The organism is Pseudoalteromonas rhizosphaerae (assembly GCF_028885455.1).
Classification (GTDB): Bacteria; Pseudomonadota; Gammaproteobacteria; order Enterobacterales; family Alteromonadaceae; genus Pseudoalteromonas; species Pseudoalteromonas rhizosphaerae.
In genome coordinates, this window is the sequence record NZ_CP118496.1 from 3808170 (window position 1) to 3833491 (window position 25322).

At 39.8% G+C, this 25322-nt stretch carries 28 protein-coding genes and 2 pseudogenes; 16 read left to right on the plus strand and 14 right to left on the minus strand.

Annotated elements, in window-relative coordinates; all coding sequences use genetic code 11:
* Window positions 1-254 precede the first annotated feature (254 nt).
* Window positions 255-851: an MlaC/ttg2D family ABC transporter substrate-binding protein gene (locus PVK79_RS16325; protein WP_145241007.1), complete on the minus strand. Its 597-nt coding sequence runs from the start codon at window positions 849-851 to the stop codon at window positions 255-257.
* A gap of 238 nt (window positions 852-1089) precedes the next feature.
* On the opposite strand from PVK79_RS16325, the gene PVK79_RS16330 reads away from it, so the two are divergent.
* On the plus strand, window positions 1090-1632 hold the full coding sequence (locus tag PVK79_RS16330) for an acyloxyacyl hydrolase (RefSeq protein WP_145241009.1): 543 nt from the start codon (window positions 1090-1092) through the stop codon (window positions 1630-1632).
* Window positions 1633-1686: 54 nt separating this feature from the next.
* Window positions 1687-1833, plus strand: coding sequence for a DUF2897 family protein (locus PVK79_RS16335; RefSeq protein ID WP_145241011.1), 147 nt, complete (start codon window positions 1687-1689; stop codon window positions 1831-1833).
* A gap of 39 nt (window positions 1834-1872) precedes the next feature.
* On the opposite strand, the gene metE is transcribed toward PVK79_RS16335, so the two are convergent.
* Window positions 1873-4146: a 5-methyltetrahydropteroyltriglutamate--homocysteine S-methyltransferase gene (gene metE / locus PVK79_RS16340; RefSeq protein WP_257326191.1), complete on the minus strand. Its 2274-nt coding sequence runs from the start codon at window positions 4144-4146 to the stop codon at window positions 1873-1875.
* A 289-nt stretch (window positions 4147-4435) separates the two neighbouring features.
* Between metE and PVK79_RS16345 the strand changes: the two genes are divergently transcribed.
* Both PVK79_RS16345 and PVK79_RS16350 read left to right on the plus strand, forming a co-directional pair.
* A complete protein-coding gene (locus PVK79_RS16345) occupies window positions 4436-5323 on the plus strand; it encodes a LysR family transcriptional regulator (protein WP_145241014.1) in 888 nt (295 codons plus the stop codon).
* Between the two features lie 52 nt (window positions 5324-5375).
* Window positions 5376-6140 (plus strand): ElyC/SanA/YdcF family protein, encoded by a 765-nt coding sequence (locus PVK79_RS16350; protein ID WP_149982829.1) that lies wholly within the window; start codon window positions 5376-5378, stop codon window positions 6138-6140.
* A gap of 34 nt (window positions 6141-6174) precedes the next feature.
* On the opposite strand, the gene PVK79_RS16355 is transcribed toward PVK79_RS16350, so the two are convergent.
* On the minus strand, window positions 6175-6927 hold the full coding sequence (locus PVK79_RS16355) for a Nif3-like dinuclear metal center hexameric protein (RefSeq protein ID WP_182760151.1): 753 nt from the start codon (window positions 6925-6927) through the stop codon (window positions 6175-6177).
* A 150-nt stretch (window positions 6928-7077) separates the two neighbouring features.
* Here PVK79_RS16355 and PVK79_RS16360 point away from each other — a divergent pair, with 150 nt between their 5' ends.
* The gene (locus PVK79_RS16360) at window positions 7078-7449 is read left to right on the plus strand and encodes a hypothetical protein (RefSeq protein WP_145241020.1); all 372 of its coding nucleotides are present in this window, start codon (window positions 7078-7080) and stop codon (window positions 7447-7449) included.
* 33 nt (window positions 7450-7482) lie between these two features.
* Here PVK79_RS16360 and PVK79_RS16365 read toward each other — a convergent pair whose 3' ends face one another.
* Complete coding sequence (locus PVK79_RS16365; protein WP_182718429.1) at window positions 7483-7956, minus strand: HPP family protein; 474 nt, start codon at window positions 7954-7956, stop codon at window positions 7483-7485.
* Between the two features lie 99 nt (window positions 7957-8055).
* Here PVK79_RS16365 and PVK79_RS16370 point away from each other — a divergent pair, with 99 nt between their 5' ends.
* The 3 genes and pseudogenes from PVK79_RS16370 to PVK79_RS16380 all read left to right on the plus strand — a co-directional run.
* Window positions 8056-8637, plus strand: coding sequence for a TetR/AcrR family transcriptional regulator (locus tag PVK79_RS16370; RefSeq protein WP_182734937.1), 582 nt, complete (start codon window positions 8056-8058; stop codon window positions 8635-8637).
* A gap of 182 nt (window positions 8638-8819) precedes the next feature.
* Window positions 8820-9161: pseudogene (locus PVK79_RS16375) on the plus strand (transposase domain-containing protein).
* A 63-nt stretch (window positions 9162-9224) separates the two neighbouring features.
* Window positions 9225-9854: pseudogene (locus tag PVK79_RS16380) on the plus strand (IS4 family transposase); the annotation flags it as partial.
* On the opposite strand, the gene istB reads toward PVK79_RS16380, so the two are convergent.
* Entirely contained in the window at window positions 9831-10604 is a 774-nt protein-coding gene (istB, locus tag PVK79_RS16385) for an IS21-like element helper ATPase IstB (RefSeq protein WP_182762799.1), read from the minus strand. The pseudogene PVK79_RS16380 and the gene istB sit on opposite strands and share 24 nt — an antisense overlap.
* Window positions 10601-11635, minus strand: a complete 1035-nt coding sequence (gene istA, locus PVK79_RS16390) for an IS21 family transposase (RefSeq protein WP_182762801.1) — start codon at window positions 11633-11635, stop codon at window positions 10601-10603. The genes istB and istA overlap by 4 nt, the downstream gene beginning before the upstream one ends.
* A gap of 137 nt (window positions 11636-11772) precedes the next feature.
* Between istA and PVK79_RS16395 the strand changes: the two genes are divergently transcribed.
* Both PVK79_RS16395 and PVK79_RS16400 read left to right on the plus strand, forming a co-directional pair.
* The gene (locus PVK79_RS16395; RefSeq protein ID WP_257326192.1) at window positions 11773-12126 is read left to right on the plus strand and encodes a transposase; all 354 of its coding nucleotides are present in this window, start codon (window positions 11773-11775) and stop codon (window positions 12124-12126) included.
* A 45-nt stretch (window positions 12127-12171) separates the two neighbouring features.
* The gene (locus PVK79_RS16400; protein ID WP_257326193.1) at window positions 12172-12450 is read left to right on the plus strand and encodes a hypothetical protein; all 279 of its coding nucleotides are present in this window, start codon (window positions 12172-12174) and stop codon (window positions 12448-12450) included.
* An 853-nt stretch (window positions 12451-13303) separates the two neighbouring features.
* On the opposite strand, the gene cysB is transcribed toward PVK79_RS16400, so the two are convergent.
* Window positions 13304-14281: an HTH-type transcriptional regulator CysB gene (cysB, locus tag PVK79_RS16405; RefSeq protein ID WP_145241047.1), complete on the minus strand. Its 978-nt coding sequence runs from the start codon at window positions 14279-14281 to the stop codon at window positions 13304-13306.
* Window positions 14282-14598: 317 nt separating this feature from the next.
* On the opposite strand from cysB, the gene PVK79_RS16410 reads away from it, so the two are divergent.
* Window positions 14599-15357, plus strand: coding sequence for a hypothetical protein (locus tag PVK79_RS16410; protein ID WP_145241049.1), 759 nt, complete (start codon window positions 14599-14601; stop codon window positions 15355-15357).
* A 33-nt stretch (window positions 15358-15390) separates the two neighbouring features.
* Here PVK79_RS16410 and PVK79_RS16415 read toward each other — a convergent pair whose 3' ends face one another.
* On the minus strand, window positions 15391-16683 hold the full coding sequence (locus PVK79_RS16415) for an NCS2 family permease (protein WP_145241051.1): 1293 nt from the start codon (window positions 16681-16683) through the stop codon (window positions 15391-15393).
* A gap of 127 nt (window positions 16684-16810) precedes the next feature.
* Between PVK79_RS16415 and PVK79_RS16420 the strand changes: the two genes are divergently transcribed.
* The 4 genes from PVK79_RS16420 to PVK79_RS16435 all read left to right on the plus strand — a co-directional run bounded on the left by PVK79_RS16420 (window position 16811) and on the right by PVK79_RS16435 (window position 21294).
* Complete coding sequence (locus PVK79_RS16420; protein WP_145241053.1) at window positions 16811-17266, plus strand: SEL1-like repeat protein; 456 nt, start codon at window positions 16811-16813, stop codon at window positions 17264-17266.
* Between the two features lie 224 nt (window positions 17267-17490).
* Window positions 17491-17925 carry a SulA-like leucine-rich domain-containing protein gene (locus PVK79_RS16425; RefSeq protein ID WP_145241055.1) on the plus strand — a complete coding sequence of 145 codons (435 nt, stop codon included), beginning with the start codon at window positions 17491-17493 and terminating at the stop codon, window positions 17923-17925.
* Between the two features lie 40 nt (window positions 17926-17965).
* Window positions 17966-18445 (plus strand): YchJ family protein, encoded by a 480-nt coding sequence (locus PVK79_RS16430; RefSeq protein ID WP_257326194.1) that lies wholly within the window; start codon window positions 17966-17968, stop codon window positions 18443-18445.
* A gap of 878 nt (window positions 18446-19323) precedes the next feature.
* A complete protein-coding gene (locus PVK79_RS16435) occupies window positions 19324-21294 on the plus strand; it encodes a pectate lyase family protein (RefSeq protein WP_257326195.1) in 1971 nt (656 codons plus the stop codon).
* 40 nt (window positions 21295-21334) lie between these two features.
* On the opposite strand, the gene PVK79_RS16440 is transcribed toward PVK79_RS16435, so the two are convergent.
* The 6 genes from PVK79_RS16440 to PVK79_RS16465 form a co-directional block, all read right to left on the minus strand.
* A complete protein-coding gene (locus tag PVK79_RS16440) occupies window positions 21335-21856 on the minus strand; it encodes a YgjV family protein (RefSeq protein ID WP_182734946.1) in 522 nt (173 codons plus the stop codon).
* A gap of 74 nt (window positions 21857-21930) precedes the next feature.
* Window positions 21931-22149, minus strand: coding sequence for a DUF6500 family protein (locus PVK79_RS16445; RefSeq protein ID WP_257326196.1), 219 nt, complete (start codon window positions 22147-22149; stop codon window positions 21931-21933).
* A 7-nt stretch (window positions 22150-22156) separates the two neighbouring features.
* Window positions 22157-22597, minus strand: a complete 441-nt coding sequence (locus PVK79_RS16450; RefSeq protein ID WP_182734947.1) for a GNAT family N-acetyltransferase — start codon at window positions 22595-22597, stop codon at window positions 22157-22159.
* A gap of 37 nt (window positions 22598-22634) precedes the next feature.
* The gene (locus PVK79_RS16455; RefSeq protein WP_182734977.1) at window positions 22635-23051 is read right to left on the minus strand and encodes a tetratricopeptide repeat protein; all 417 of its coding nucleotides are present in this window, start codon (window positions 23049-23051) and stop codon (window positions 22635-22637) included.
* Window positions 23052-23295: 244 nt separating this feature from the next.
* A complete protein-coding gene (locus PVK79_RS16460; RefSeq protein WP_145241067.1) occupies window positions 23296-23757 on the minus strand; it encodes a DMT family transporter in 462 nt (153 codons plus the stop codon).
* 9 nt (window positions 23758-23766) lie between these two features.
* Window positions 23767-24201, minus strand: a complete 435-nt coding sequence (locus PVK79_RS16465; protein ID WP_145241069.1) for a DMT family transporter — start codon at window positions 24199-24201, stop codon at window positions 23767-23769.
* Window positions 24202-24295: 94 nt separating this feature from the next.
* Here PVK79_RS16465 and PVK79_RS16470 point away from each other — a divergent pair, with 94 nt between their 5' ends.
* Window positions 24296-25231, plus strand: a complete 936-nt coding sequence (locus PVK79_RS16470) for a LysR family transcriptional regulator (protein ID WP_149982852.1) — start codon at window positions 24296-24298, stop codon at window positions 25229-25231.
* Window positions 25232-25322 lie beyond the last annotated feature (91 nt).

Consider the following 25322-nt stretch of genomic DNA (forward strand, 5'->3'; position numbering starts at 1 on the left):
AACACAACTCCAGTGTCTATCTTGCTCGGTACAAAGGTCAGTAAAAGAGTTTAACAACTACAAACTGACACTGCGCTTAATATAATTTTAAGTACCCCAGTAAATTAGTGATACCAGTGGGTATGTAAGCGCTTATTCTAGCATACCCAAAACCACACGCTATAGCCAAACCGTGTGATTTTAAAAGAAAATAACAAAGCACCATGCAGTTAACACTGCATGGTGCTTTAGGTTGGAGACTTACTTGGAAATGATTACTTACTGTTAAGCTCAGCTGTCACTTGGTCAAGGCCAACTTCTGAAATTCGTTGAATAACTTCTTTTTGCTTTGCACTGAGTAACGAAATACCTTCAGCGACAATATCATATACTTTCCAGCTACCATCTTTACCTTGGCGAAGCTTAAAGTGTAAGTCAATCGTTGGCGCATTATCTGCAATAATTTGCGTCTTAACCGTGGCAAACTCACCCTCTGCAGCATCGTTACTCTCTTCGAATTTTATTTCTTGCCCGGTATATTTCATTAATGCACTAGCATAGGTAGTGGTTAAGTAATGCTCCACTGCACTTATAAATGCAGTCGCTTGTTGGCGATCGATACCTTTAATGTGCTTACCTAATAATTTATAGGAAACAAATTTAACATCTATATTAGGCATTAAATACTGATCAACAATGTGTGCCATGTCACTTTTACTCGCTGTGCCTTGGCTGTTTATTTTGCCAATTTCACTAAACAGCTGATCGCCTACCTGAGTTAATAACTGATTAGGTGACTGTTGTGTTTGCGCAAACAAGGAAGCACTAAAAACTAGCGCGATTAATAATAAATAACGACCAAGTGAAATCATTGTTGATAAGTCCTAAGTAAATCTTGTAGCGTAATTTACGCTGTTCATAAGAGATTAAAAAGCCTCAAAATAGCACCTTATTAGTGCCAGCACGGCATCAATTGATTTAATCTTTTTATTTCATATTGTTAGCTAAGCTCATGCAATAACACACAGAGTCTGTGAATTTATGCCACTTGAATTAGCCTCCCCCACGCCCTTATTTTGTAAATAACGTTTTCATCTAAAGAGCTTTACCATGTTATTTAAAACATTAACTGTATTGATTTTATTATCTATTTCCATGTTCAGCAGACTATCTTATGGTGCGCCCTATACACTTTCCCCTCATGGCTATGCCATTGATTACATTCAGGGGGAAGGTGATGTTAAAGGCTTAAAATTGGCATACCAATACCATGCTCCGGCACTACAATCATTAATTGAAAATACCCATATTTACTTAGAATCAAGTATTAATATTTGGGAATACGGCGCAGATAATAGCCATCAGACAAATGTTGTCCTTGCAATGTCCCCGGTATTTCAACATCTGATCAGCTCAGTGCGCGGTATTCCTCTGTATTTCGAAGCCGGCATAGGAATTTCATTAGTCAATGACACTCACTTCGCCGGCAAAAATGTGAGTACCCACTACCAGTTTGAAGACCGACTAGGCTTTATTGCTGATTTTGGAAAAACCAAAGCTGCGGTGCGTTATTTACACTATTCAAATGCAGGGTTTAAAAGACCAAACCCAGGTCTTGATTTTATTTCGCTGTCGTTTTCTAGACGTTTTTAACCCTAGAAATCTTTGCTACACTGAGTACTTATAAATGACTCATTAGAGATCACCATGCAAATTTGGCATATACTCATCATCATCTTAGTGTTGGCAATCATTATCGGTAATATTTTGCTGATCAAACACTCAGCAAAAATGGATTTTAAAAAACCAACCGATGAAGATGAACTAAAATCAGAGCAACAAAAAAAGCCCTAACTAAGTTTTGTTAGGGCTTTACATCGTAGGAGATGTTCTTTACTGCAGCTCCTCACGCAGCTCTTTGGTTGCTTTAACCATATTATCAAGAGCTTGTCGCGTTTCTTCCCAACCACGGGTTTTCAAACCACAGTCCGGGTTTACCCATAAACGCGCAACCGGTATTTTTCGTGCGGCTTTATGGATCAACGTTTTCATCCATGCAATATCCGGTACATTCGGAGTGTGAATATCATATACACCTGGACCAATATCATTTGGATAATCAAAATTCTCAAATGCTTCAAGTAGTTCCATGTTAGAACGTGAGGTTTCAATGGTGATCACATCGGCATCCATATCTGCAATCGCGGCAATAATACCGTTAAATTCGGCGTAACACATGTGAGTATGAATTTGTGTTTCATCTTTCACACCGCTTGCTGAGACCCTAAATGCATACGCTGCCCATTCTAAATATGCTTGCCATTGGCTACATTTAAGCGGCATACCTTCACGAAATGCAGGTTCATCAATTTGAATAATATCAATACCGGTATTTTGTAAATCGACCACTTCATCACGTAACGCAAGTGCAATTTGATTAGCGATGGTGGGTTTGTCTAAATCATCACGAATGAATGACCAAAACAGAATAGTTACAGGACCTGTTAGCATGCCTTTCATTTTCTTACTCGTCAGCGACTGTGCGTATTTTGTCCACTGAACCGTCATCGCTTGTTCACGTGATACATCCCCCCAAATTACAGGTGGTTTCACACATCGCGAGCCGTAGCTTTGCACCCAACCAAACTGGGTAAAAGCAAAGCCTTCTAATAGTTCAGCAAAGTATTCAACCATGTCATTACGCTCCGCTTCGCCGTGCACTAACACATCTAAATCAAGCGCCTCTTGCTCTTCAACAGCGTAACGAATTTCTGCTTTCATTTGCCTTTGATAATCATCCGCAGATAATTCACCGGCTTTATAATCACGGCGTGCTTGACGAATTACTTGAGTTTGTGGGAATGATCCTATCGTGGTGGTCGGCAGTAGCGGTAAATTAAGTGCTGCATGTTGTTTTTCAATACGTTGAGAAAATGCATGATTACGCTTACCGTCTTTTGCGGTGAGTGCAGTTACACGCTTTTGTACAGCTGTATTATTTACGCGAGTAGAGGTTAAGCGTGCTTTAATAGGTGCTGAATAAGCAACGAGCTCACTGCTATCATTGCTTTCAAGCGCGGCTTTTAATAATGACAACTCTTGGCCTTTTTGTTTTGCAAATGCAAGCCATGAACAAAGCTCATCATCGAGCTTTTCTTCTTGCTCTAAATCAACCGGTGTATGCAGTAAAGAACAAGATGGAGCAAGCCATAGATTATCACCGCGCTTTAGCGCAATGTCTTTTATGCTATTAAATACAACCTCTAAATCAGTACGCCAAATATTACGGCCATTTACTACGCCTAATGATAAAACTTGATCGGTACTTAATAATATATCTAGTTTTGCAACATCAACATTTGTTGCAACACAATCAAAATGTACGCCATCAACAGGGTAACCTGCAATATCATCAAAGTAGGCAGTGACTGAGTCAAAATAACTAGCAAGTAACAACTTCACGCCTTGACCTGCAAGTGCACGAAAGCTTGTTTTTAATGCCTCTTGATAATCTTCTGTCAGCTCTAAACCTAATATAGGCTCATCAACCTGTACCCATTCAATCCCTTGCTGCGCTAATTTAGCGAACACGTGTTGATAAACAGCTAATAGTTTTTCAAGTAAGCTAAGTTTATCAAACTCCTCACCTGCACATTTTGCTAAGTAAAGATAAGTGACTGGGCCGACCAATACTACTTTTGCATTGTGCCCCAATGCTTGTGCTTGAGTAACTTGCTCGAATAACTCAGTCCAGGTTAGTTGAAACTGCTGATCATGAGTTAGCTCTGGAACTATGTAATGATAATTAGTATTAAACCACTTTGTCATTTCGCTTGCTGCACATGAACAACCGCTTGGTGCGCGACCACGCCCAATACGAAATAATGTATCAAGATCAATGCTACCATCCGCTTTTTGATGACGCTTGGGCACTGCGCCAATCAATAAAGAGGTAGATAACACATGGTCATACCAAGCAAAGTCACCTACCGGTAATAAATCAATCCCAGCATCTGCTTGAAGAGCCCAATTTTCTGCGCGGATCGTCTTACCTTGTTCAAGCAACTGCGCTTGGCTGATTTTACCAGCCCAGTATGATTCTACTGCAAATTTTAGTTCACGCTTTCTACCTATGCGAGGAAAACCTAAGTTATGTAATTGTGCCATGTTGAAATTCCCTTCCAGCTGTTTAGATAGCTAAAACCATAAACCTATACCTGACATCAAACAATTGATGCTTCCTCAGTTTCAACTTGAGGTAAATTCATGGAAATATTTTTTTGCAAACTCAAAAAATATAATGACAACGCTGTCAAATATGATGCTATAGTATATTTGTAAATTTCACGTAAAAAAATGGGATTTATAGCCATCTAGACGTTGATGCATCTTAATTTAAGGCGTATTATGGCTGTAATCTGAGTTAAACTCACCTTTACCATGAGAATTATTAAAGATGATTGATGTAAAACACTTAAAGACCATCGCAACCTTGAAAGAAACCGGTTCCTTGGTAAATACTGCGCGCGAATTATTTTTGACTCAATCCGCTTTGTCTCATCAAATCAAAGATTTAGAAAACAAACTTGATTGCCAACTATTTGAACGTAAAACTCAACCGGTGCGCTTTACCCCACAAGGTATGCTATTACTTGAACTTGCCAGCGAAGTACTCCCGCGTGTTGAAGCAACCAAATGCCGTTTAAAAGAAAGTCTTAATCAACCAATTTCACAATTACGACTTAGTGTTGAATGCCATGCTTGTTTTCATTGGTTATTACCAACAATTAAAGAATTCAATAACTTTTGGCCTGATATCAAAGTTGATTATGAGCGCGGCTTTAGTTATGACGCTATTCCTGATCTGCTCAGTGATGAATTAGATTTAGTACTCACTTCAGACATTCGTGAACCAGATAAACTTGAATACGCACATTTATTTGATTTTAAACTTAAATTAATTGTTGCTCCTGATCATGAACTAGCGAAAAAAGCCTATGTAACGGCACTTGATTTGAAAAACGAGACGATTATTTCGTACCCTATTCCACGAGAGCGTCAGGATATCTTCAAACATTTTATTCAAAATGCACGTTTTGATGGCACCTTGAAAACCGTAGATCAGGGCTTGCTCATTTTTCAGCTTGTCAGTGCCGGAATGGGGGTTGCAGCATTACCGGATTGGTTAGTAACACCATATGAAAGCCAAGGACTCATTAAGTCGATTCCATTAGGCGCACTGGGATTAACCCGTCCAATGTATTTAGCCATGAAAAAGAATATGAAAGATAACCCAGTGTATCGCCACTTTTTAAATACCTGTAAGTTAAATAACGGTCGATAAAATAGGTTTAACCCAGTAGCATACAGAAAACCCCTTTATGTGTGCTACTGTGATGTTTGAACTGAAAAAAATCCTCGGTGCAATGCTGATGCCATTGCCTCTGTTTGCTCTACTGTGCTTTGTTTGCTTATTAATCGCACTGCGTACCAAGAAAGTCAGCGTATTTATTGGTTTAATCGCAATCACCAGTTTATTGCTGATTAGTACCCCTTTTATTGGTCAAAAAATAATTGCTCCAAATTCACAGTTAAAGTATATTTTTGATACAAGTAAACAGCCGATACTCGATAAAATAGTGGTACTTGGTTGTGATATAAATCCTAACCCAAAACTTAACGCCAATAGCCAACTTGGTAATTGTGCTAAAAGCCGCCTAATCGAAGGTATGCGCTTAGCATATGTGTACCCACAAGCTCAACTTATTGTTTCAGGTGGCGGTTACAATAAAGTGACCAACAGTAGTTTGATGCAACAAACCGCGATAAGTTTAGGTATTGATGCGCAGCGTATTAAACAAAATCCTACGGCTATGGATACCGCCGATGAAGCACGGCTTTTAGCACCTGCTCTAGTTGATTTTAAAGTTGCACTGGTAACTTCGGCAAGTCACATGGCACGAGCAAAAGATCTATTTAATAGCCAAGGCGTTGATGTTATTCCCGCCGCCACTGATTTTTACGATTTCTCAGCGTGGCCTCATCACAAACAATATATTCCGAGTGTTGAAGTATTAAAGGCAGTCACAAGTTATTGGCATGAAGTAATCGGTAGTACGTGGATAAGTGTGCGCCGCTGGATTGATCCAGAAGCGCTTTAACATCTCACTCACTTAAAGTGAATTAGCTGGCAACTCAAACTGGGTTGTCTATATCAATAAAGGTTACATCAAAGCCATGTTGCTCAGCCAATAACTCACCGAGCGCTTTTATGCCATAGCGTTCGGTGGCGTGATGGCCTGCGGCAAAAAAATCGATCTTTTGCTCACGCGAACTGTGAATGGTCTGCTCTGAAGCCTCGCCTGTTAAATAGGCATCAATCCCCTGGCTAGCAGCCAAATCAATATAACCTTGACCACCTCCAGTACACCAAGCGATGGTCTCAATTAGCTCATCACGTACTAGGCTAACTAAAGGTTCACGAACGAGCACTGTTGATATTTTTTGTGCAAATTGCTCACCACTCATTGGGATTTTTAAACGCCCTTTGACTGCGACACTATTTGCTACAGGCTCCAAACCATCGAGTATTTCTAAATCAAGTAGCTGTGCTAATTGCGCGTTATTACCGATTGCTGGATGCACATCAAGAGGTAAATGATAGGCAAATAAATTGATATCATGATTAAGTAACGCAGCTATGCGACGCTTTTTCATACCGGTAATAGGTTGCGCTTCACCTTTCCAGAAGTAACCATGATGAACCAATATTGTATCTGCGCCATGTGCAATTGCAGCATCGATTAATGCTTGACTAGCAGTGACACCTGTAACAATTTTTTTAATCTGTTCACGTCCTTCGACTTGTAGCCCATTTGGGCAAAAGTCTTGAATAGAATCAGGTCTTAAAATGGTATTTAGTAATTGGTTAAATTCTCTGCGCTGCATTTTTTTATTCCAGATTAGCGTTAAATTTTGTGCAAATTTTGGCGTTTATAGGGCTAAAATGGAAGGAAAATCGCAAAAAATTGAAAAGTAAGTCAAAAATAGGTATAAATAAATATTCTCAATCTGTGTTTACAACGTATAGGGCCTCTGATGAGCAAACTAGACAAAACAGAAGTATTAAATGCCTTTGAAGCAGCATACCAAGCAGCCAATGGTAAGAAACCTGAAATCACCAGCAAACCTGGTTGGTACAGCATCGACGGCGGCAAAAACTTGCGCCTTGCAGAAGTTGCTGAATTAACAGAGCAGCTAACTTCAGGCGATACGTCTGCACAACCTGCAGCAACAGCACCTGCTAAGAAAACTAAAACTAAATCAGCAGTGCCAGCTAAAGCAGCTGTTAAAAAACCACCATTTACTATAACAACAGCTAATGAAGAAGGTTACACTGCCGAAGAGTTTTGGATTGTGTACCTAGCTAAAAAAGATCACGATTGCCGCTTACCTCGCGGTGTTGTGTAATAACTTTAGACTCATAGCATAAAAAAACCGCTTTTAAGCGGTTTTTTTATGGCCAACAACGTTGAGTTTTGTATTCAACCACCCTGATATATACCCACAGATAACAATAAACACGGTACCAACAAGAACTGGCATAATCAAAAAGTCCCAACTTTGACCACTGACCATAATCAAAATAGGGTTGGCCCCTGCTGCAGGATGTATGGTGTTAGTCAACATCATTACGGTCACAGCTAATCCAGTCGCAATAGCAATACTGATCGGATCCACGCCTATAAAACTAATAAAAGCCAAACCTATCACGGCAGTGATGAAATGCCCTACAATAACATTTTTTGCTTTTGCTAAAGGGCTGTTTGGTACACCAAACACCAGTACCGCAGTTGCGCCAAATGGTGCCATAAGCCATACACCATAATTCCCTAAACTTTCTAAATATGCTAATACCGAAAGTGTCAGTGCTGAAAAGATACCCGCGATAACGGCTTTGTAAAATACATCATTCATTAATATTACTTCCTTCAGAGGTAGACCGACTTGTCTACATTTAGATGATAGACAAGTCGGTCTACTTATGTCAAGCTTACTTTTTGACTAGGAGCAACCATGGATAAACGTACCCAGATAATTAATACCGCACTCAGTGCGTTCTATCAAAGAGGGATCCATGCGGTAGGCATTAATGAAATACTTAAAGAAGCAGGTGTTGCAAAAAAAACGCTTTATAATCATTTTGTCAGTAAAGATGAGTTGATCTGTGCGTGTTTAGAGCTCAGAGATCAGCGCTTTAATCAGTGGTTGTATGAACAATTAGAAAACTGCAATACCCCCTTCGAAGTGGCTGATGCACTTTTTAGCGCACTCTCCGCTTGGATAGACAATAAAGTCTCTGAGCTTGGACCTTTTAATGGCTGTTTTTTTATTAATACCGCAGCGGAGTTTCCACACAGCGAGCACCCTATCGCGATGCTTTGCAAAGCACACAAAGAATCAGTTTTACAGTTATTGTTCGATAAACTATCACACACAGAACAACTTAAAGGTCAGTTAGAAAAAACCATACAGTTAGCACAATTATTAATGACCTTAAAAGAAGGTATGATCTGTCAGGCTAGAGTGACGCACTCCAGTAATACACTAATGCAAGACCCAGTATTATTACGCCAACTTATAGCAAGTAGCATATAAAAAAAGCGCCTCTGCAAGCACTCGGATTCGATTAAAGGTGTTTAGAGTAGATGGTATAACTTGTTTTAGATCTCCTAAAAATAGCTCCCAATTTTGGTAATGCCGCTCAGTTAAGCAATAAAAAGCTTGACGATCGGTAAAATGAGATCAAAATCCTATGATCACAAGTCAAAGGATTTTTTATGCAACTTGCTCATGAATTAGCTACCACTATCGATGCGTGTAATACGTTTCACACACTTGAAAAGTTCGCAGAAATACTCTTCCCGAAATTAATTAAACACGCTTTTCAACAAGCCGGTGTAGCAACCTTTAGAAAGCGCCGCCTACCTTTAGAGGCTGTATTATGGTAAATCATTGGCATGAGCTTATTCAGGCAACGTTCGGTTTGGGATATATCAACTCAAATGGACATCATGTTACCTGATAAAAATCCTTTATTGGTACCTAGTACAATCGTGCACGCTAGACAACGTCTAGGCTCAGAAGCCTTTAAGCAACTATTCTTAGCAATGGCAAAGTAAAGTTACCAAAGTGATAAGCTTGAAACATGGGCAGGACTCAATTTACTCGCTGTAGATGGCGTTGTTTGGCGGACAACAGATACACCTGAAAATCACGAAACATTTAAAGCTCAAAGCAATGGGCACAGTGAAAATATCTTTCCAAAAATACGCATGGTCTGTCATATGGTGGTCACCAGCCACCAACTCATCAACATTGCATTCTCTGATTATCGAGCCAATGAAATGGTATTGGCAGAACAGCTCATTGAGCATACACCAGATAACTCGTTGACAATATTTGATAAAGGTTATTATTCCCTTGGACTGCTAAATCGCTGGCAACAAGCTGGGAAACAACGGCCCTGGATGATACCCGCCCGCAAAGACCTTTGGTTTGAAGTGATAAAGAAAATAAGCCCTAATGACTTACAGATACGGCTGACGTCTACCCCGCTATCTAGAAATAAATTTGCTGACTTACCTACTCATGTTGAGGCTCGCTTAGTTACAAAAACGATTAAAGGAAAAACCTATCGAATTCTGACGTCTATGATTGACCCTATGCGCTTTCCAAGTGAGGAAATAGTTGAATTATATTGTTATCGCTGGGAAATAGAACAGGGCTTTAGAGAAATGTGTCAACAACAACCGAAAAGTGATCCACTCCACCATTTGAATAATGATCCACTATTTATTAAGGTTTTCCATTAATCCGGCTTGTTTCTTTTCTTTGATCCTATAACTTTCCCCCTTAATTTGAACAATATGTGAGTGGTGTAAAATTCTATCTAACATCGCTGATGTTAACGCTGTGTCATTCGCAAAAATGCTCCCCCATTGTCCAAATGGGAGGTTACTGGTGAGTATGACCGCTCCTTTTTCATAACGCTTTGCAATGACATCAAACAATAATTTAGATTCCTGAGCACTAAACGGTAAATAGCCTATTTCATCAATTATTAGTAGCCTGGGTGCCAGAACTGAGCGCTGCATCACTTGTTTATACTTATCTTGACGTTGCGCTGTGGTTAATTGCAATATTAAATCAGACGCGCTAATAAAGCGGGTTTTTAAGCCTGCTTGCACTGCCTTGTAACCTAGCGCACTGGCAATATGTGTTTTGCCTACACCTGATGGCCCGAGCAGAACGACGTTTTCTTTTCGTTCAATAAACGAGAGTGTGGCAAGCTCGTTAACTTGTTTTTTTGGCACACCGGTGGCAAACGTAAAGTCAAACTCCTCAAGCGATTTTAATGACGCAAATCCAGCCATACGCGTAAACATAACCTGTTTACGTTGGTGCCGGTACGCCTGCTCACCTTGCAGTACGCGCTCTAAGAACTGTAAATAATCCCATTCCTCTTTTGCTGCTTGCTGCGCTAGCGCTGTTGCATTTGTTTCAACACCGGCGAGTTGCAGCTCCTCCGTTAGTTCATGTAAGCGTGCGAGTTGCAAGTTCATAGTGCCTCCGAGAATTGCGCGTAAATGTTTAAGTCATGATGTAACGGGTGAGTCTCGAAGGACATATCAAATACAGGTATAGCCACTTCTGCCGGCTGTGGTGGTGCAACAGGTTGGAGCGGGGGTAAAGGTTGTAGGTACGCTTGCTCTTCTTTTAATCTATCTGCGGGCTTTACTTTTATTGTGTCGTGAATGCGCTGGTTAGCCACTGTGTTCAACCAGTTAATGACTTCAACATTGGCTGTTTCAACGTCCAAAGTAAGTTCAAGGGCAAATAATTTAGTGGCTAATGGCTGATAAAAGTTATCGCGCACATAGCGCACCATTCGCTCTACTTTCCCTTTTGTTTGTGGGCGGTAGGGTTTACAGAGCTTTGGAATGAACCCCATTTCTTTACTAAATTGATAAAAGCATTGATTAAAGCGATGTTTGCCTTCACCGTAAGCATCACGCTCTATTACCACTGTTTTCATATTGTCATACCACACTTGCTGTGGAATGCCTTGGAAATACTCAAAGGCTTGGCGATGACACGCTTCGAGTGTTTCATAGCGCATGTTATCAGTGATTGCGACAAACAATGCACGGCTGAAGCCTAAAACAGCGACAAAGGCGTGCAGTGGTGATTTCCCACCTCGCATTTGGCCCCAATCAACTTGCATTTGTTTGCCCGCTTCTGTTTCAAAGCGAATAATGGGTTGGGGTTCAACGCTACCTCGATATTGATACAAGTACTGGCGTAGTAACGATATTTCTCCGGTATAGCCTTGCTCTTTAATTTCTCTGAGTAAAACAACGGCTGATAAATGTATTGGAGCGGCTTTAGCTAATCGAGAATGTAAATACGGTTTAAATGCCTCTAATTTTGAAATACCCGTTTTACGAGTAGCATAATGCGGCTCGTCAAAGTCACCTTGAAGGTATTTTTTAACGGTGTTGCGCGATATGCCCAATTGTTTAGCGATGGCTCGTTGAGACATGCCTTGCATGGCTAAGACTTTTATTTTCATGAACTCTTCTTTTGAAATCATGGTGCTTATCCAAAAGCACCAGTGTTAAGTTAACTGGATCAGATTTCAATTGTTGAAGTGGATCATTTTTGCATTGCTGGTAACACCAATGAAATGGTATTGGCAGAACAGCTCATTGAGCAACACCAGATAACTCGTTGACAATATTTGATAAAGGTTATTATTCCCTTGGACTGCTAAATCGCTGGCAACAAGCTGGGAAACAACGGTCCTGGATGATACCCGCCCGCAAAGACCTTTGGTTTGAAGTGATAAAGAAAATAAGCCCTAATGACTTACAGATACGGCTGACGTCTACCCCGCTATCTAGAAATAAATTTGCTGACTTACCTACTCATGTTGAGGCTCGCTTAGTTACAAAAACGATTAAAGGAAAAACCTATCGAATTCTGACGTCTATGATTGACCCTATGCGCTTTCCAAGTGAGGAAATAGTTGAATTATATTGTTATCGCTGGGAAATAGAACAGGGCTTTAGAGAAATGAAATAAACACGATTGAACAGTAAATATACCTTGAGAAGCAAACGGGCCGATATGATAGAGCAAGCGTTATGGGGGATATTACTCGCCGATAATCTTATTAGACAAGCGATGACAGAGGCTGCGAGTAAGCTCGATAGTGTATTACCAAATCAACTAAGCATCGCGAGTTGTTCAATGGCAGTGACCCAGTTTTTTGCAACTATACCACTGACATCACCGGGGAATATTCCAAAGCACAACACGTTATTAATAGAGCAGTTAGGCTACTTTAAATTGCCACGACGGCGCGAAGAGAGAAGCTATAAAAAATGGGTAACACCAAAGCCATAAAAATATCCATCTAACAAGAATAAAAATACCAGTCAGCTTAACTGACTGGCATTACCCAATTTGGGGCTTTTTCTTTGGCAAGATATATTGGGTAATATTGCTTTTGTTTAGGGAGGATTATCCTCAGTATCACTAGCACACATCACTGTAATACACCTCGAATATACTGCCGCGCAAGTATAATAATGATATATTCACTTTGATGAACTAATAGGCTAGGGAGTAATACCAATGCACATAGACGAAGCATTGAATATTCTGTATGGCACATTTTACGATGTTTTATAAAACCAATATGCTCAGCAGAACTATGTGGGTAAAATGCTACCACCTACAGCAACCAATCGTGCTATCTGTTCAGCCGTTAAGTGAATAGCTCTTGATATTTTCGACAAGTTTGCATAACAGCGCTAGGTGGAACAATATAACCTTTTCAAGAGCTAATCTAAGTCGAGTTTGCACACAAAATCATTAATAGAGCGACACAAAATAGCGCCCGAATCATGCAACTCTGCTATTATTTACGATATGTGAAACTGAACTTTATTAGGGTCTGTTGACCGTTGCAGATTAATATTTGTTCAAACGAGGGCCTATTTAATCGCGTCGCAAGGTTTGTAACCTAGTGGGCTAAGTAAAAAACGAGCAACAAAGAGTTAATTGCCCCTAGGCAGGCCCCTTCGGGCAGCGCATGTTAGGCATTAATGTGCGTTATCGCCTATTTATGGCGAATAACCACACTGCATAGGATCTTGCTCTGTCTTGCTTAAAAACAAACATACTGTGCCGCAAGAACAACCTCAAAAGATATACCGGCCCTAGTTATTAAGCAGCTTTTATTAACAGATTAAAGTCACTTAACCGGTAATTCTATATCTTCAAACAGCTTATCTACGTCATCTTGATTACGTAGTAAACTCGCTCGCTCAACCCGCTCTTTGGTCAGATGTGGTGCAAAACGCTCTATAAAGTCATACATATACGTACGTAAAAAGCTGCCTTTTCTAAAGCCAATTTTAGTGGTGCTGGCTTCAAATAAATGGCTGGCATCAATACACACTAAATCGGTATCTGCAATTTGATCAATCGCCATTGATGCTACAACACCCACACCTAAACCTAAGCGTACATAGGTTTTAATCACATCGGCGTCAGTTGCAGTAAATACAATGTGTGGTTCAAGTCCCTGCGCATTAAATGCTTTATCAAGTTCTGAACGGCCAGTAAAACCAAATACATAAGTAATAAGTGGATACTGGGCAATATCGGCAACGGTTAGCGACTCTGCTTTTTTAGCTAGTGGATGGTCTTTTGCCACCACAATACTGCGATTCCAGTGATAGCAAGGTAACATCACTAAATCAGAATATAAATGTAGTGCTTCAGTGGCAATTGCAAAATCAGCATCGCCACGAGCAGCAGCATCAGAAATTTGCTGCGGCGTACCTTGGTGCATGTGCAATGACACCGCAGGGTACTTTTTCATAAATCCTTGGATCACACTTGGCAGTGCATACCGTGCTTGGGTATGTGTGGTGGCAATATTCAACTTACCTTGATCAGGTAGTGTATGCTCATTTGCAACCGCTTTAATACCCTCTACTTTAGAAAGGATCTCACGGGAAATATTAATTATTTCAGTGCCCGCGCTGGTAACATGGGTTAAGTGTTTTCCACTTCGCCCAAAAATCTGCACGCCCAACTCATCTTCCAACATACGTACTTGCTTAGAAATACCTGGCTGTGAGGTAAACAAACTTTCAGCGGTTGCTGAAACATTAAGTTTATGATTTTGGACTTCGACGATGTATCTGAGTTGTTGTAATTTCATGGCTGCATTTTTTAGTGTAGTTATACTGCTTATTTATAAATGCTACATCGCGTCAAGCCAAGTTTTTTCTGATTAACAATAGAAAAAGGCTGTCTGGAATCGTATTTATAAGGTTATCTGCTTAGGCTAGCATAATCCCTCGCCTTGAGGTAGCCATCTTTTAAGCTGATGCTCAAAATGAAAAAATATCATACGCAGATAGTAATAAATGATGAGAAAGTGAATTCTTTTTTACATAAGCCGCGCAAAACTATCCTGTTAGCATATATTTAATGTAAGATTAAAATTATTAGTTTGTGAAATTTGAGACCTAAACCATGATCGTTTCTATTATTATTATGTTGATTGTTGCACTGATTGTCATTGCCCTCTGGGTCAGTGCGGTACAACAGCATAAAGAGAAACAAGAAACAGAACGCCGCAAAGACTTAACCAAACAAAAAAAAATCATTGAAGAATCAGAAGACGTTCTATTAAATAGCGCAAACATCCCTATGTCAGAACATATTTTACGTATTCTACAACGGCGTATTCATGATGCTTTAGTCGCTATGGTGCAGCTATCACCCAATTCGAAAGAGTTAAAGAATCGCTTAAAGGAAGCAAAAGAACGTTTAGGAGACTCAATCGACACCACTAACTTAGAAAATTTAGTGTTACCCGATAACGACAAGCAATTAATAGCACTAATCCAAGGTATTAAGAAAGTACGCGCAGTACTTCGTTCAGAGCATGGCAAAGGGAAAGTAGACAGCCAAATTTTTATTGCTGAAGACAAGCGCTTAGAAAAACTCCAATTACGAATTAATATTGAAAGCCAGATTAAACGAGGTATCTCCGCACGCTCTGCGAATATGGTCGGTTCTGCACGCCAATACTTTGAAAAAGCCTACGCTACTGTATCTGCAGTCGCTTATAGCGATGACTATATAACCACTAAACGCCAAGAGCTCGAAGGTTATTTAGAAGCAATAAGCACAGAGCTTAAAGCATCTAATGCAACAGCACTGAAGAAAAAAGCAGAGCAAGAACAAGACGATTTAGACGTACTTTTTGCACCAAAGAAAAAGTGGTAAACCACTTTTTCTTTGTATTAACCGAGTAACTCATTAAGATAAAAACGCAAATTTGATCACAAACATCGCAGTCAATATCCACACACTGATGCTTACTTGTTCTCGTTTACCACACAATACTTTAACGACTGTATAAGAAATAAAGCCCAGTGCAATGCCATGAGCAATGGAGAATGTTAGCGGCGTCATCAGTAATACCACACTCACTGGAATGGCATCTGTCATATCATCCCAATTTACAAACTTGAGGTTTTGTAGCATTAGCACCGACACATATAAAATAGCTCCCGCAGTTGCATAAGCTGGCACCATTTTCGCCAAGGGTGCAAAAAACATCATCAATAAAAAGCACATTCCTACAACCACAGCTGTAAGTCCGGTTCTGCCACCCACAGATACTCCTGCAACTGACTCTATATATGAGGTTGTGGTCGAAGTGCCCAATACTGAACCGGCAATGGTTGCGGCGCTATCAGCACTTAATGCTCGTCCTAAACGAGGCATATTACCTTGTTCATCAGCAAGACCTGCTTTTTGAGTTACCGCAACTAAGGTGCCTGATGTATCAAATAAATCAACGAACAACAATGCAAAAATGACGCTAAGCATTGACAACTCAAACGCCGCTGAAAAATCAAGTTGCATAAAAGTAGGCGCAATTGAAGGAGGCATAGATATCACGCCTTGATACTCTACCAAACCCAGACTTAGCGCGATCACAGTTACTAATAAAATGCTGATCAAAACACCACTTTTAAAATCACGATAAAGTAGCGCTGCAATAACAAAAAAGCTAAAAATAGCCAACAATGGACCGGCAGCCGTTATATCACCCAGTTGCACTAATGTTGCAGGGCTGGCCACAATGATCCCGGCATTTTTAAGCGCAATTAACGCTAAGAACGCTCCAATTCCTGTTGCAATGGCTTGCTTTAACACCAATGGAATAGCATTAATTATCCACTCCCTGACTTTGAACAAACTCAGGAACAAGAAAATACAGCCCGACATAAACACAGCCCCTAATGCTGCTTGCCAGGTATAGCCCATGCCTAACACAACACCATAAGTAAAAAAGGCATTAAGCCCCATACCAGGAGCCAAAGCTAACGGATAATTTGCCCAAAAGCCCATGATAAAACAGCCAATAGCCGCAGCAATACAAGTTGCCACAAACGCAGCACCTTGATCCATACCAGCTTCAGCCAACATAGCAGGGTTGACAAACACAATATAAACCATAGTAATAAAGGTAGTGAGGCCGGCAATACATTCGCGGCGCACAGTCGAGTTGTGGTCGCTAATTTTAAATAACGCGTCGAGCATAAGTGAGTTTCATTTTAGATGACAATAATTGCGTGATTTTATCATATATTTCAAGAATAACAGGACAATTAACCTGATATTAGACTAAACTGAGCAGGTAAATGACAACAATAATATGTGTGGCACTATGACAGATACCTCGCCAATTGGCTTAGATTTAGAACAACAGTTAGAAAACGTATTATCGTTTATCACCCAACCGAGCAAAGCCCCACACAGTGCGGTTAAAGCTGATACTCCTGATAACACTGTTAATAAAGCCCTGTATTATTTAAAAAATGATCAACCTCCTCTCGCTGCTAAATGGATGCGCTTAGCTGCAATGTCAGGTAATCAGCGAGCCCAATTTTATCTAGGATTATTTTTTATCAAAGGCCAAGGCGTACCTACTAGTGTTTTTCATGGCGCAGTATGGCTAAGTTTAGCCAGTAGCCAAGGCTATGAGCCTGCAACAACCGCCTTAACTGATTTACGTAAACATCTAGCCACCCGCCGCTTTAAAGATGCCCAGTGTTATGCTGCAACACTGTATGAACAAATACACCAACAGCAGTTTGCTCACCTGATCCCCAACTCACCTTGAAAAGGGACTAATCTACCCTTTTCGTTAAAATCAATTGCCACCTCAATTTAAATAATTAATACATTGTTTTGTATAGTATTATTTAATTTTCTGCACATTTTCAAAGCTGATGGTATCAAATAAATTTAAAAATCGTTCAAAAAGATAGCAAAAAACACTTGCACACAAACACTGTATAAACTACTGTATATGAGTACTGTATAAACAACCAGTGAGTGAAACTTATGTTACAGCCAATTACCATCAGAACAGTTAAAAGCTATCAACAAGATAATTTAAGCGCATCAGTAAATTTGATTCAGATAGAAGATGAGATCTCTGCAACTTTTGAACTTCTAAAGGTGTTACACCATTACAATAATAAAAACGCATGGACGTTACTGATTGCACCGGATCACGTACCAAGTAAAGCTTTACTTGATTCATGTTCTATTGATACCAGTAAACTATTAGTGATTAGGCAAAAGCATCTGGTTAATTTAGAGTATGTACTAAATTCAGCACTACATAACGGTAACTTTGCAGCGGTGATCACCTGGACAGACATTGTGAAAGACAATCAAATAGCTAACCTGTCATTAAAGTTAGACCAAGCGAGTGCAAAACTATACTGTTTTACTAAAACCCAACAAGCTACAGAGATAGCATTAGCACAATAAGCTGTTAAAATGCCGTTTTTTAATAAAGCGTATTTTAATTATGACTTCACTCACTGACAGTCTTTGCTTATGTGGTAGCGAACAAAGCTATAGCGATTGCTGTGAAAAATTGCACTCAGGCAATATACAAGCAACAAGCCCAGAGCAACTAATGCGCTCTCGCTTTGTTGCTTATGCCTTAAAAAATGCTAAGTATATTTACCAAACTTATGCCCAAAAAAAACAAGCAGAAAACCCAATCAAAGAAATTGCTGATTTTGCTAATAGTTGCCGCTTTATAAAATTAGCTGTGATCAGTGCAGACCAGCAAGAATACACTGGTTGTGTTGAATTTTGTGTTAGCTATTTTTATCAAAACTTGTTTTGCCAGCTGCATGAAAAATCAAGCTTCATAAAAGAAGATGGGCAGTGGCGTTATCTCGATGGTGAGATCTTCCCTGTTGCAGATATAAAAATTAGCCGCAATGATGAATGCCCGTGTGGTAGCGGTAAAAAATATAAAAAATGCCACAGCGTGTAACACTTTCTTAGAGTGTAGTTTTTACCGTAAGTATTTATAAATAATCATAAATTCAAAAAACTCGCGACCCAACGTGGTCTGTCTAAGTGCGATTAACTCTTTGTTGCTTAACCTAAATTTTGGTTAATGTGTTTTCTAACACATTGATTTAAAGCACTAATATTACTTTTACTCTCCAGCCGAAATTTTCAGGGAAAATAAGGCGAATTTACGCGTCAATAGCATGCCTATTACAAGTAAATTCAACGCAGTTAACATTGAAAAATAGCCGCTGGAGATGGATTTATTATCCGAAGCTCAGATTACTTCCGCCAGTAGAATAACGCGGTAGCAGTTATCGATCCAACTAGGTTACAAACCTCTTGTCATGATTAAATCACTCCTAGATTAAACAAATTTTAATTCTGAAAGGTCAACATGCTCTAGTACTTCACAACAACACCTATAAACAACTAACTCATCCATAAAACATATATATACTGCGTTAGAACCAGCCCCGTAGCATGCTAAGATCTAGTCATATCAAAAAACAATAAAGGAACAAATGTTAAATAAATTTCAAGTATCAAAAAAACACTATAATAAAAACTAGAAAATAAATCGTTATTATTTTTATATTTTTTTAAAATAATTAAAACAAAGCCTAACCTATTAATTTTAATTAAATATATTTATTTAAAACGCATAAAAACAAAACTAAATAATGAAATTAAAACTAATCAATCAGTAATTAGCATTGCAGAAAGTCATATTTAGCGCAATAATGCCACCGGTAGCACTGCAGTGCAAGCATAAACAGGACTTGATTGTGTTAACATTTTTAACAATTAATTTATTTGATTGTTTTGATCTGAACATACAATAATTAGGAACAACCAATGAATAAACGTACGTTATTTAAATATTCTTTGCATGCTTTGGCCATAACAACTGCTATATATGGAAACAGTGCACTTGCTAATGCGTCAGGCTTTGCCGCAACGAATGGTGGTACAACCGGTGGTGCTGGTGGCGATGTTGTTTATGCAACAACTGGAACCCAAATTCACCAGGCTTTATGTAACCGAGCATCAAGTGACACACCAATTATCATCCACGTTGAAGGCACCATAAATCATGGCAACACCAGTAAAGTATCTGGAGATAGTTGCAATACTGGGCCAGATCTAATTGAACTAAAAGAAATTAGTAATGTTTCTATTATCGGTGTTGGTAGCGGTGCTCTTTTTGACCAATTAGGCATCCATATTCGTTCATCTTCAAATATCATTATTCAAAATGTTCACGTTAGAAACGTCAAAAAATCAGGCTCCCCCACCTCCAACGGCGGTGATGCGATTGGCATGGAGTCAAACGTCAGAAATATTTGGGTCGATCACGTTACACTTGAGGCCAGTGGTGGCGAAAGTTCAGGATATGATGCTTTGTTCGATATGAAGAGTAATACCAAATACGTGACATTATCTTACAGTATTTTGCGCAACTCTGGACGCGGTGGTCTCGTTGGCTCAAGTGATAGTGACAATACTAACGGCCCTGTTACTTTTCATCACAATTACTATGAAAATATTAATTCTCGCACGCCTTTACTAAGACACGCGACAGCGCATGCTTACAACAACTACTACTATGGACTCGTGTCATCGGGCATGAATCCACGAATTGGCGGTAAAATGCGCGCCGAAAACAACTACTTTAAAAATTCCAAAGATCCACTCGGTACTTTTTATACAAATGATATGGGTTACTGGCAAGTCAGTGGCAATGTTTGGGATAATATCGATTGGTCTGAACAAGAAAACAAGCTTCACCCAGCAGGCCCTAATCCGACCTCAACCACAACAATCAACATTCCTTATAACTATCAACTTGATAATGCACAGTGTATACCCAACATCATTGCAGCAACGGCTGGCGCGAACAAAGGCTTGCAAACATCGAATGGCCAATGTGGCTCGACTACCCCAACTGATCCAACACCGGATCCAGATCCAATACCTGAGCCAACGCCATCAGGGGAAAATCTTGCTATCAGTGCCGGTGTTGATGGCAGTTCTAAAGCCAGTGGCTCGAGTTATGGCAATGTGAACGACGGCGATATGTCAACTTACTGGTCACCGTCAGCTACCACGGGCACGATCAATATTAAAAGCCTTAACACCACCATAAATGCGATTAAAATAATTGAAACCCCAGCCAGTAAAGGAAGCATTACAGCTTGGTCTTTAGTGAACTACGATACAGGTGTAACACTTACTAACGGTGGTGCTGTGCCAAATGTAATCACTTTTTCTAACACTAACTTATCCAAAGTAAGTTTTGTGATTCATTCCGCCAATGGCGTACCGCAAATTGCAGAGTTTGAAATCTACAATGGTTATACCGACGGCAATAATGGCAACCCAACCAATACACAAGTCAATGGTACTTACCGCATTACCCCAAAACACAGTGGTGCATCATTAGATATTGCTAACTGTCAAAGTGAAGATGGGGCAAATGTTAGGCAGTGGTCTTGGCTTAATAATGATTGCCAAAAATTTAATATTTCAACAGTCGATGGGGTGTGGCATCGTATTTCACCAGTCAATGCTCCTTCTAAAGGGTTAGAGGTCTATACGCATTCAACTACAGCGGGTGAAAATATCAATATCTGGACATACACAGGGAGCTATAACCAGCAGTTTCGTTTGCAAAGTGCCGGCTCTGGTAAGTGGCGTATCATCAACCGAAATAGTGAGTTGTGCTTAGACGTCGCAGGTAGCAAAACTGCCGATGATGCTAATATTCTGCAATGGACATGTACCTCAGGAGCAGAAAATCAAATGTTTGAGTTAACCAGACAATAACTAACATTTACTGTGAAGGGCTTTGTTAAGCTCTTCATTATTAACCATGTTCAGTCAGCGCCTCACGGGTAAAGCGTTGTTTATGTAGTCTGTAGATAGTCGATATATTAATAATAATTACAGTCGCTTCCAATAACACGCCGCCAATAGATCCAACAATTATATTATTTGCCAACCATAGACACGATCCTGCAAACAGCAAAACACGCATTTTGATGCCCGTTAAGCAAAATAGTGCAAAACAACCCAAACAAGCGGCAACAATCGCAAGGTAATCCGTCCATTGCTGGGCTGTTAGATAACCGATAACCACGGTTAAAATAATAAAAATGGCTGCTATCCACACCGATTTTACCCGCATTGATACGGCTGTACGCCCCGCTGAAAATAAACAGCACAATGATGAAGTGATAGCATTGAGTAAATAAAAGTGCAGTGCATGATTTAGATTCATCACCACCATCATTATTTTTAAACGACGATCATCCTTTTGATAAAAGCACACCAATGCTAAAACAAAGCTGAGTAAACCAAACCCTTGGGCAATCCAACTATCAACCACCAGCACTACACCTCACTAAAATAAATATCTCAACCGCTATTGTGGTTAATATACAATCAAACATCTACACGCTATTACAGATTATTTTCAATCATGGTTTTAATGATCCGCGCTTTAACAAAGTGATCTAATTGGTGGGTTTGTATCCACCATGTCGCAGCTTCCATAAGTAATTCTGGATCATCATTTTTGTTGGCAAAAAAAGCATAAAACGACAGCCCAACATTATCTCCCTTCACCGCTATTTTTTTGTCGCAAACTTGAATGATCTTAGTCCTTAATTCGTCGCGCATTACGGCGTTACCTCACTTCACTTTTTAAACTGCATTGCATTTCAATAAGTTGGTGTTCGCCAACTATTTCAACATCTTTAATATATTTAAAACCATAACTTTCGTAATAGCCTTGCAAATAGGCATGTGCATGAATTTCAATGATCTCAAGGCCAATTTTACCAGCATGTGATAACAAGGCATTAATAACCAATTTAGCAATGCCGGATCCTCGGTATTGCTTTAACACTGCAATCCTTGCCATAACGCCACACCGTCGATTACGTTCCACTAACCGCGCAGTAGCGACTAAAGCACCACCATCTGTTACCACCACATGCACAGCTCGTTCGTCGAAACCGTCTAAATCTAACTGCTTAGGAATACTTTGTTCGATCACAAATACTTGGTGGCGAATAGCATGCGCTTGCGCAATCAGTTCAGGGCTAGTGCCTAGCGTAACATCCATTTATTGTGACCTCTTAAACATAATCAACGAGCTAATTTTACTGTAATTGTTGTAGCAGCTGAGCTATTTCAGCCTTCAGCGCTTTATCAGGAATTTTATTTGCGCTAACCTGCGCAGCTTGTAAACTTACAATAGCAGCTTCGGTTTGCCCTAGTTCAACATGCATAGTTGCCATCGCATAACCAATTGACGACATATAATCTTTCGCATTGATGGCGTTAGCTTTAGCTAATGCTTTTTCATAGATCAACAACGCATCGGCAAACTCATCGGTAAAATCAGCGAGCGTTTCCCACTGTACAGGATGATCTTTCTCAGTATTTTCATGCTCAATACACAGTGCTTTTAGCTGCCCATAGAGTGAATCGAACGTGACTTGATCTTGCTGCTGTGCAGCATTCATTAGCTCACCGGCTAAGTTCAATACTGATTTATACAGTTTTGTATTCATTATTCTTTCATTACCTTTTGTTAGAAATTACAGCCAAATTAACTATCTTGCATGGCTAAGAACAACAACTCAAAGCGAAACGAAAGAAAATACAAGGCCGAGAGCGTACTATTCTAATACACTCGAGACTAAAATGATTCATTCTAAAGCGTATCAAGCCTAAGGCGGGGGAAAAATCTCAGCTCAAATCAGGTGATACCCCCCTGTTACAAGTTATCACCTCAGCCAAATTTTTATTGTTTCAAGGCTAACTCTCAGTTTTTGCTGTATCTTTACCACTTGCATGAATAAAATACAGCGCAATACCCAAACATATTACAGCGCCAATACGACTTGGCGAAAAAGCAATCACATCGTTACCAAGCCAACCAAAATTATCAATTAACATACTCATAAATAATTGACCGAATATTACCGCAACCGTTGCGACTGCGGTGCCAATTCGCTGCACAGCAAACACCATTATCACGATATAGGGTACTCCACACATTGCCCCTAATAATTGCCACTTTGGCACATCCAACAGGGTTAGCGCATGCCTAGGTTCAAAATAAAAGATAAGTAACCCGGTGATCAACGCACCCACCGAAAAGGTTAAAAATGCGCAGCGAAAAACACCTACTTTACTTCCTAATTGGCCATTAATGGCAGCCTGAATACTCAAGGTTGCACCACCAATCACCGCCAGAATTATCATAATTATAGTCATTAGCGTCCCCTAACCTTGTGCCATCAGAATTAATGCAATGACAATAAAAAATAGTGCCATAAGCCGTTTACGGTCAATCTGGCGATGTTGACTACCAAATAAACCATAATGATCTATCAGCAAACTTTTCGCTATTTGTCCCATCAAGATACTGATCATCGTCATAGCAATACCTATCACAGGTGCTGTGAACGTCAATATAACGACATAAACAGGCCCCAACACGCCACCTAACAATGTCCATGATGGTTGTTTGAAAAAAGATGGGCTATTCCGAGGACTAAAAAATAGCATCAACATAAAGGTAAGAGCAGCACCAACACCAAACACACTAAATGTGGCCCATAATTCTCCAACCTCACCACCTAAAGGGCCCAATAAGCCTGCTTCTACAGACAGCCCCATTCCTCCCATAACGACAATTAAAATCAAAATAAACTGCATGCAAATCTCCTATTAATAAGGAATAAATAATAACCTAGAGCTTTAACGCGAAAAATGGGATTATATAAGAAACACTTTTGCAGGATTTGCACAAATGAATGATTTCAGTTCGATCAATATCAGAGCGTTAAAATTTTTTATCGCCGTGTATAAATGTAAAAGCTTTTCTGTTGTTGCTCGACATGAAAATGTATCGCCTTCTATGGTCTCTAGAGTAATTTTGCAACTTGAAGATGCCCTTGGTCAGCAACTTTTTTACCGTAACACAAGAGCAATAATGCCAACCGAAGCGGGCCGAATTTTTCATGATTATGCGCGCTCAATGACCGAGCAACTCAACGAAGTACGTAACGAGCTGCAAGATAGAGCAACTCAACCCAAAGGGTTAATAAGAATTAATGCGCCGGTTTTTTTCGGACAAAAACACATAGCGCCTTGGCTTGGTGAGTTTTTAAATCGCTATCCGAAAATTCAAGTAGAGTTGACTCAAACCGATGATTTTATCGATCCGCATATTGATGCCGCTGACGTGATTTTTCGTATCGGATCTCTTGCAGATTCATCGTTACATGCTAAAACATTAGGACTGCAAACTTATCATTTAGCCGCATCCCCTGCTTATCTGAAAAAATATGGCACACCAAAAGTGCCGGCTGATCTTAGTCAGCATCAGGGCTTAATTTATAGCGGTTCATCGGGGCAAAATCGTTGGTTATTCAAAATTAATTCGTCATGGCAGCAGCAAAGTGTAATACCGACTTTAGTATCTAACAATGCTGAAACGCTGTTTATCGGGGCTTTGAACGACATGGGAATTGTATTATTCCCTGATTGGTTAATTGGTGAAAGCTTAAAAACAGGCGCTCTTGTTTCACTCTTAAGTGAATTTGCGCCAACAATAAAAACAGGACCACAAAACATTACTGCAATTTACCCTAATACACGACAACCACCGTTAAATGTTCGAGTATGTATTGATTACTTTAGTGAAGTTTATGGCAACCCGCCGTACTGGAAATACCAAAATTAAGTATCTACGTTATGCTCTAACGGGTGCAAACAGACCAATAGTGATACCTAAAAAAACACACCCGCTCAGCACACAATTGCATGCAGCTAAG

Bases quoted from the DNA above. Each gene is read 5' to 3' on its own strand.
- PVK79_RS16325 (WP_145241007.1), bottom strand. From the start codon at position 851: ATGATTTCACTTGGTCGTTATTTATTATTAATCGCGCTAGTTTTTAGT.
- PVK79_RS16330 (WP_145241009.1), top strand. From the start codon at position 1,090: ATGTTATTTAAAACATTAACTGTATTGATTTTATTATCTATTTCCATG.
- PVK79_RS16335 (WP_145241011.1), top strand. From the start codon at position 1,687: ATGCAAATTTGGCATATACTCATCATCATCTTAGTGTTGGCAATCATT.
- metE (WP_257326191.1), bottom strand. From the start codon at position 4,146: ATGGCACAATTACATAACTTAGGTTTTCCTCGCATAGGTAGAAAGCGT.
- PVK79_RS16345 (WP_145241014.1), top strand. From the start codon at position 4,436: ATGATTGATGTAAAACACTTAAAGACCATCGCAACCTTGAAAGAAACC.
- PVK79_RS16350 (WP_149982829.1), top strand. From the start codon at position 5,376: ATGTTTGAACTGAAAAAAATCCTCGGTGCAATGCTGATGCCATTGCCT.
- PVK79_RS16355 (WP_182760151.1), bottom strand. From the start codon at position 6,927: ATGCAGCGCAGAGAATTTAACCAATTACTAAATACCATTTTAAGACCT.
- PVK79_RS16360 (WP_145241020.1), top strand. From the start codon at position 7,078: ATGAGCAAACTAGACAAAACAGAAGTATTAAATGCCTTTGAAGCAGCA.
- PVK79_RS16365 (WP_182718429.1), bottom strand. From the start codon at position 7,956: ATGAATGATGTATTTTACAAAGCCGTTATCGCGGGTATCTTTTCAGCA.
- PVK79_RS16370 (WP_182734937.1), top strand. From the start codon at position 8,056: ATGGATAAACGTACCCAGATAATTAATACCGCACTCAGTGCGTTCTAT.
- istB (WP_182762799.1), bottom strand. From the start codon at position 10,604: ATGAACTTGCAACTCGCACGCTTACATGAACTAACGGAGGAGCTGCAA.
- istA (WP_182762801.1), bottom strand. From the start codon at position 11,635: ATGATTTCAAAAGAAGAGTTCATGAAAATAAAAGTCTTAGCCATGCAA.
- PVK79_RS16400 (WP_257326193.1), top strand. From the start codon at position 12,172: ATGATAGAGCAAGCGTTATGGGGGATATTACTCGCCGATAATCTTATT.
- cysB (WP_145241047.1), bottom strand. From the start codon at position 14,281: ATGAAATTACAACAACTCAGATACATCGTCGAAGTCCAAAATCATAAA.
- PVK79_RS16410 (WP_145241049.1), top strand. From the start codon at position 14,599: ATGATCGTTTCTATTATTATTATGTTGATTGTTGCACTGATTGTCATT.
- PVK79_RS16415 (WP_145241051.1), bottom strand. From the start codon at position 16,683: ATGCTCGACGCGTTATTTAAAATTAGCGACCACAACTCGACTGTGCGC.
- PVK79_RS16420 (WP_145241053.1), top strand. From the start codon at position 16,811: ATGACAGATACCTCGCCAATTGGCTTAGATTTAGAACAACAGTTAGAA.
- PVK79_RS16425 (WP_145241055.1), top strand. From the start codon at position 17,491: ATGTTACAGCCAATTACCATCAGAACAGTTAAAAGCTATCAACAAGAT.
- PVK79_RS16430 (WP_257326194.1), top strand. From the start codon at position 17,966: ATGACTTCACTCACTGACAGTCTTTGCTTATGTGGTAGCGAACAAAGC.
- PVK79_RS16435 (WP_257326195.1), top strand. From the start codon at position 19,324: ATGAATAAACGTACGTTATTTAAATATTCTTTGCATGCTTTGGCCATA.
- PVK79_RS16445 (WP_257326196.1), bottom strand. From the start codon at position 22,149: ATGCGCGACGAATTAAGGACTAAGATCATTCAAGTTTGCGACAAAAAA.
- PVK79_RS16450 (WP_182734947.1), bottom strand. From the start codon at position 22,597: ATGGATGTTACGCTAGGCACTAGCCCTGAACTGATTGCGCAAGCGCAT.
- PVK79_RS16460 (WP_145241067.1), bottom strand. From the start codon at position 23,757: ATGACTATAATTATGATAATTCTGGCGGTGATTGGTGGTGCAACCTTG.
- PVK79_RS16465 (WP_145241069.1), bottom strand. From the start codon at position 24,201: ATGCAGTTTATTTTGATTTTAATTGTCGTTATGGGAGGAATGGGGCTG.
- PVK79_RS16470 (WP_149982852.1), top strand. From the start codon at position 24,296: ATGAATGATTTCAGTTCGATCAATATCAGAGCGTTAAAATTTTTTATC.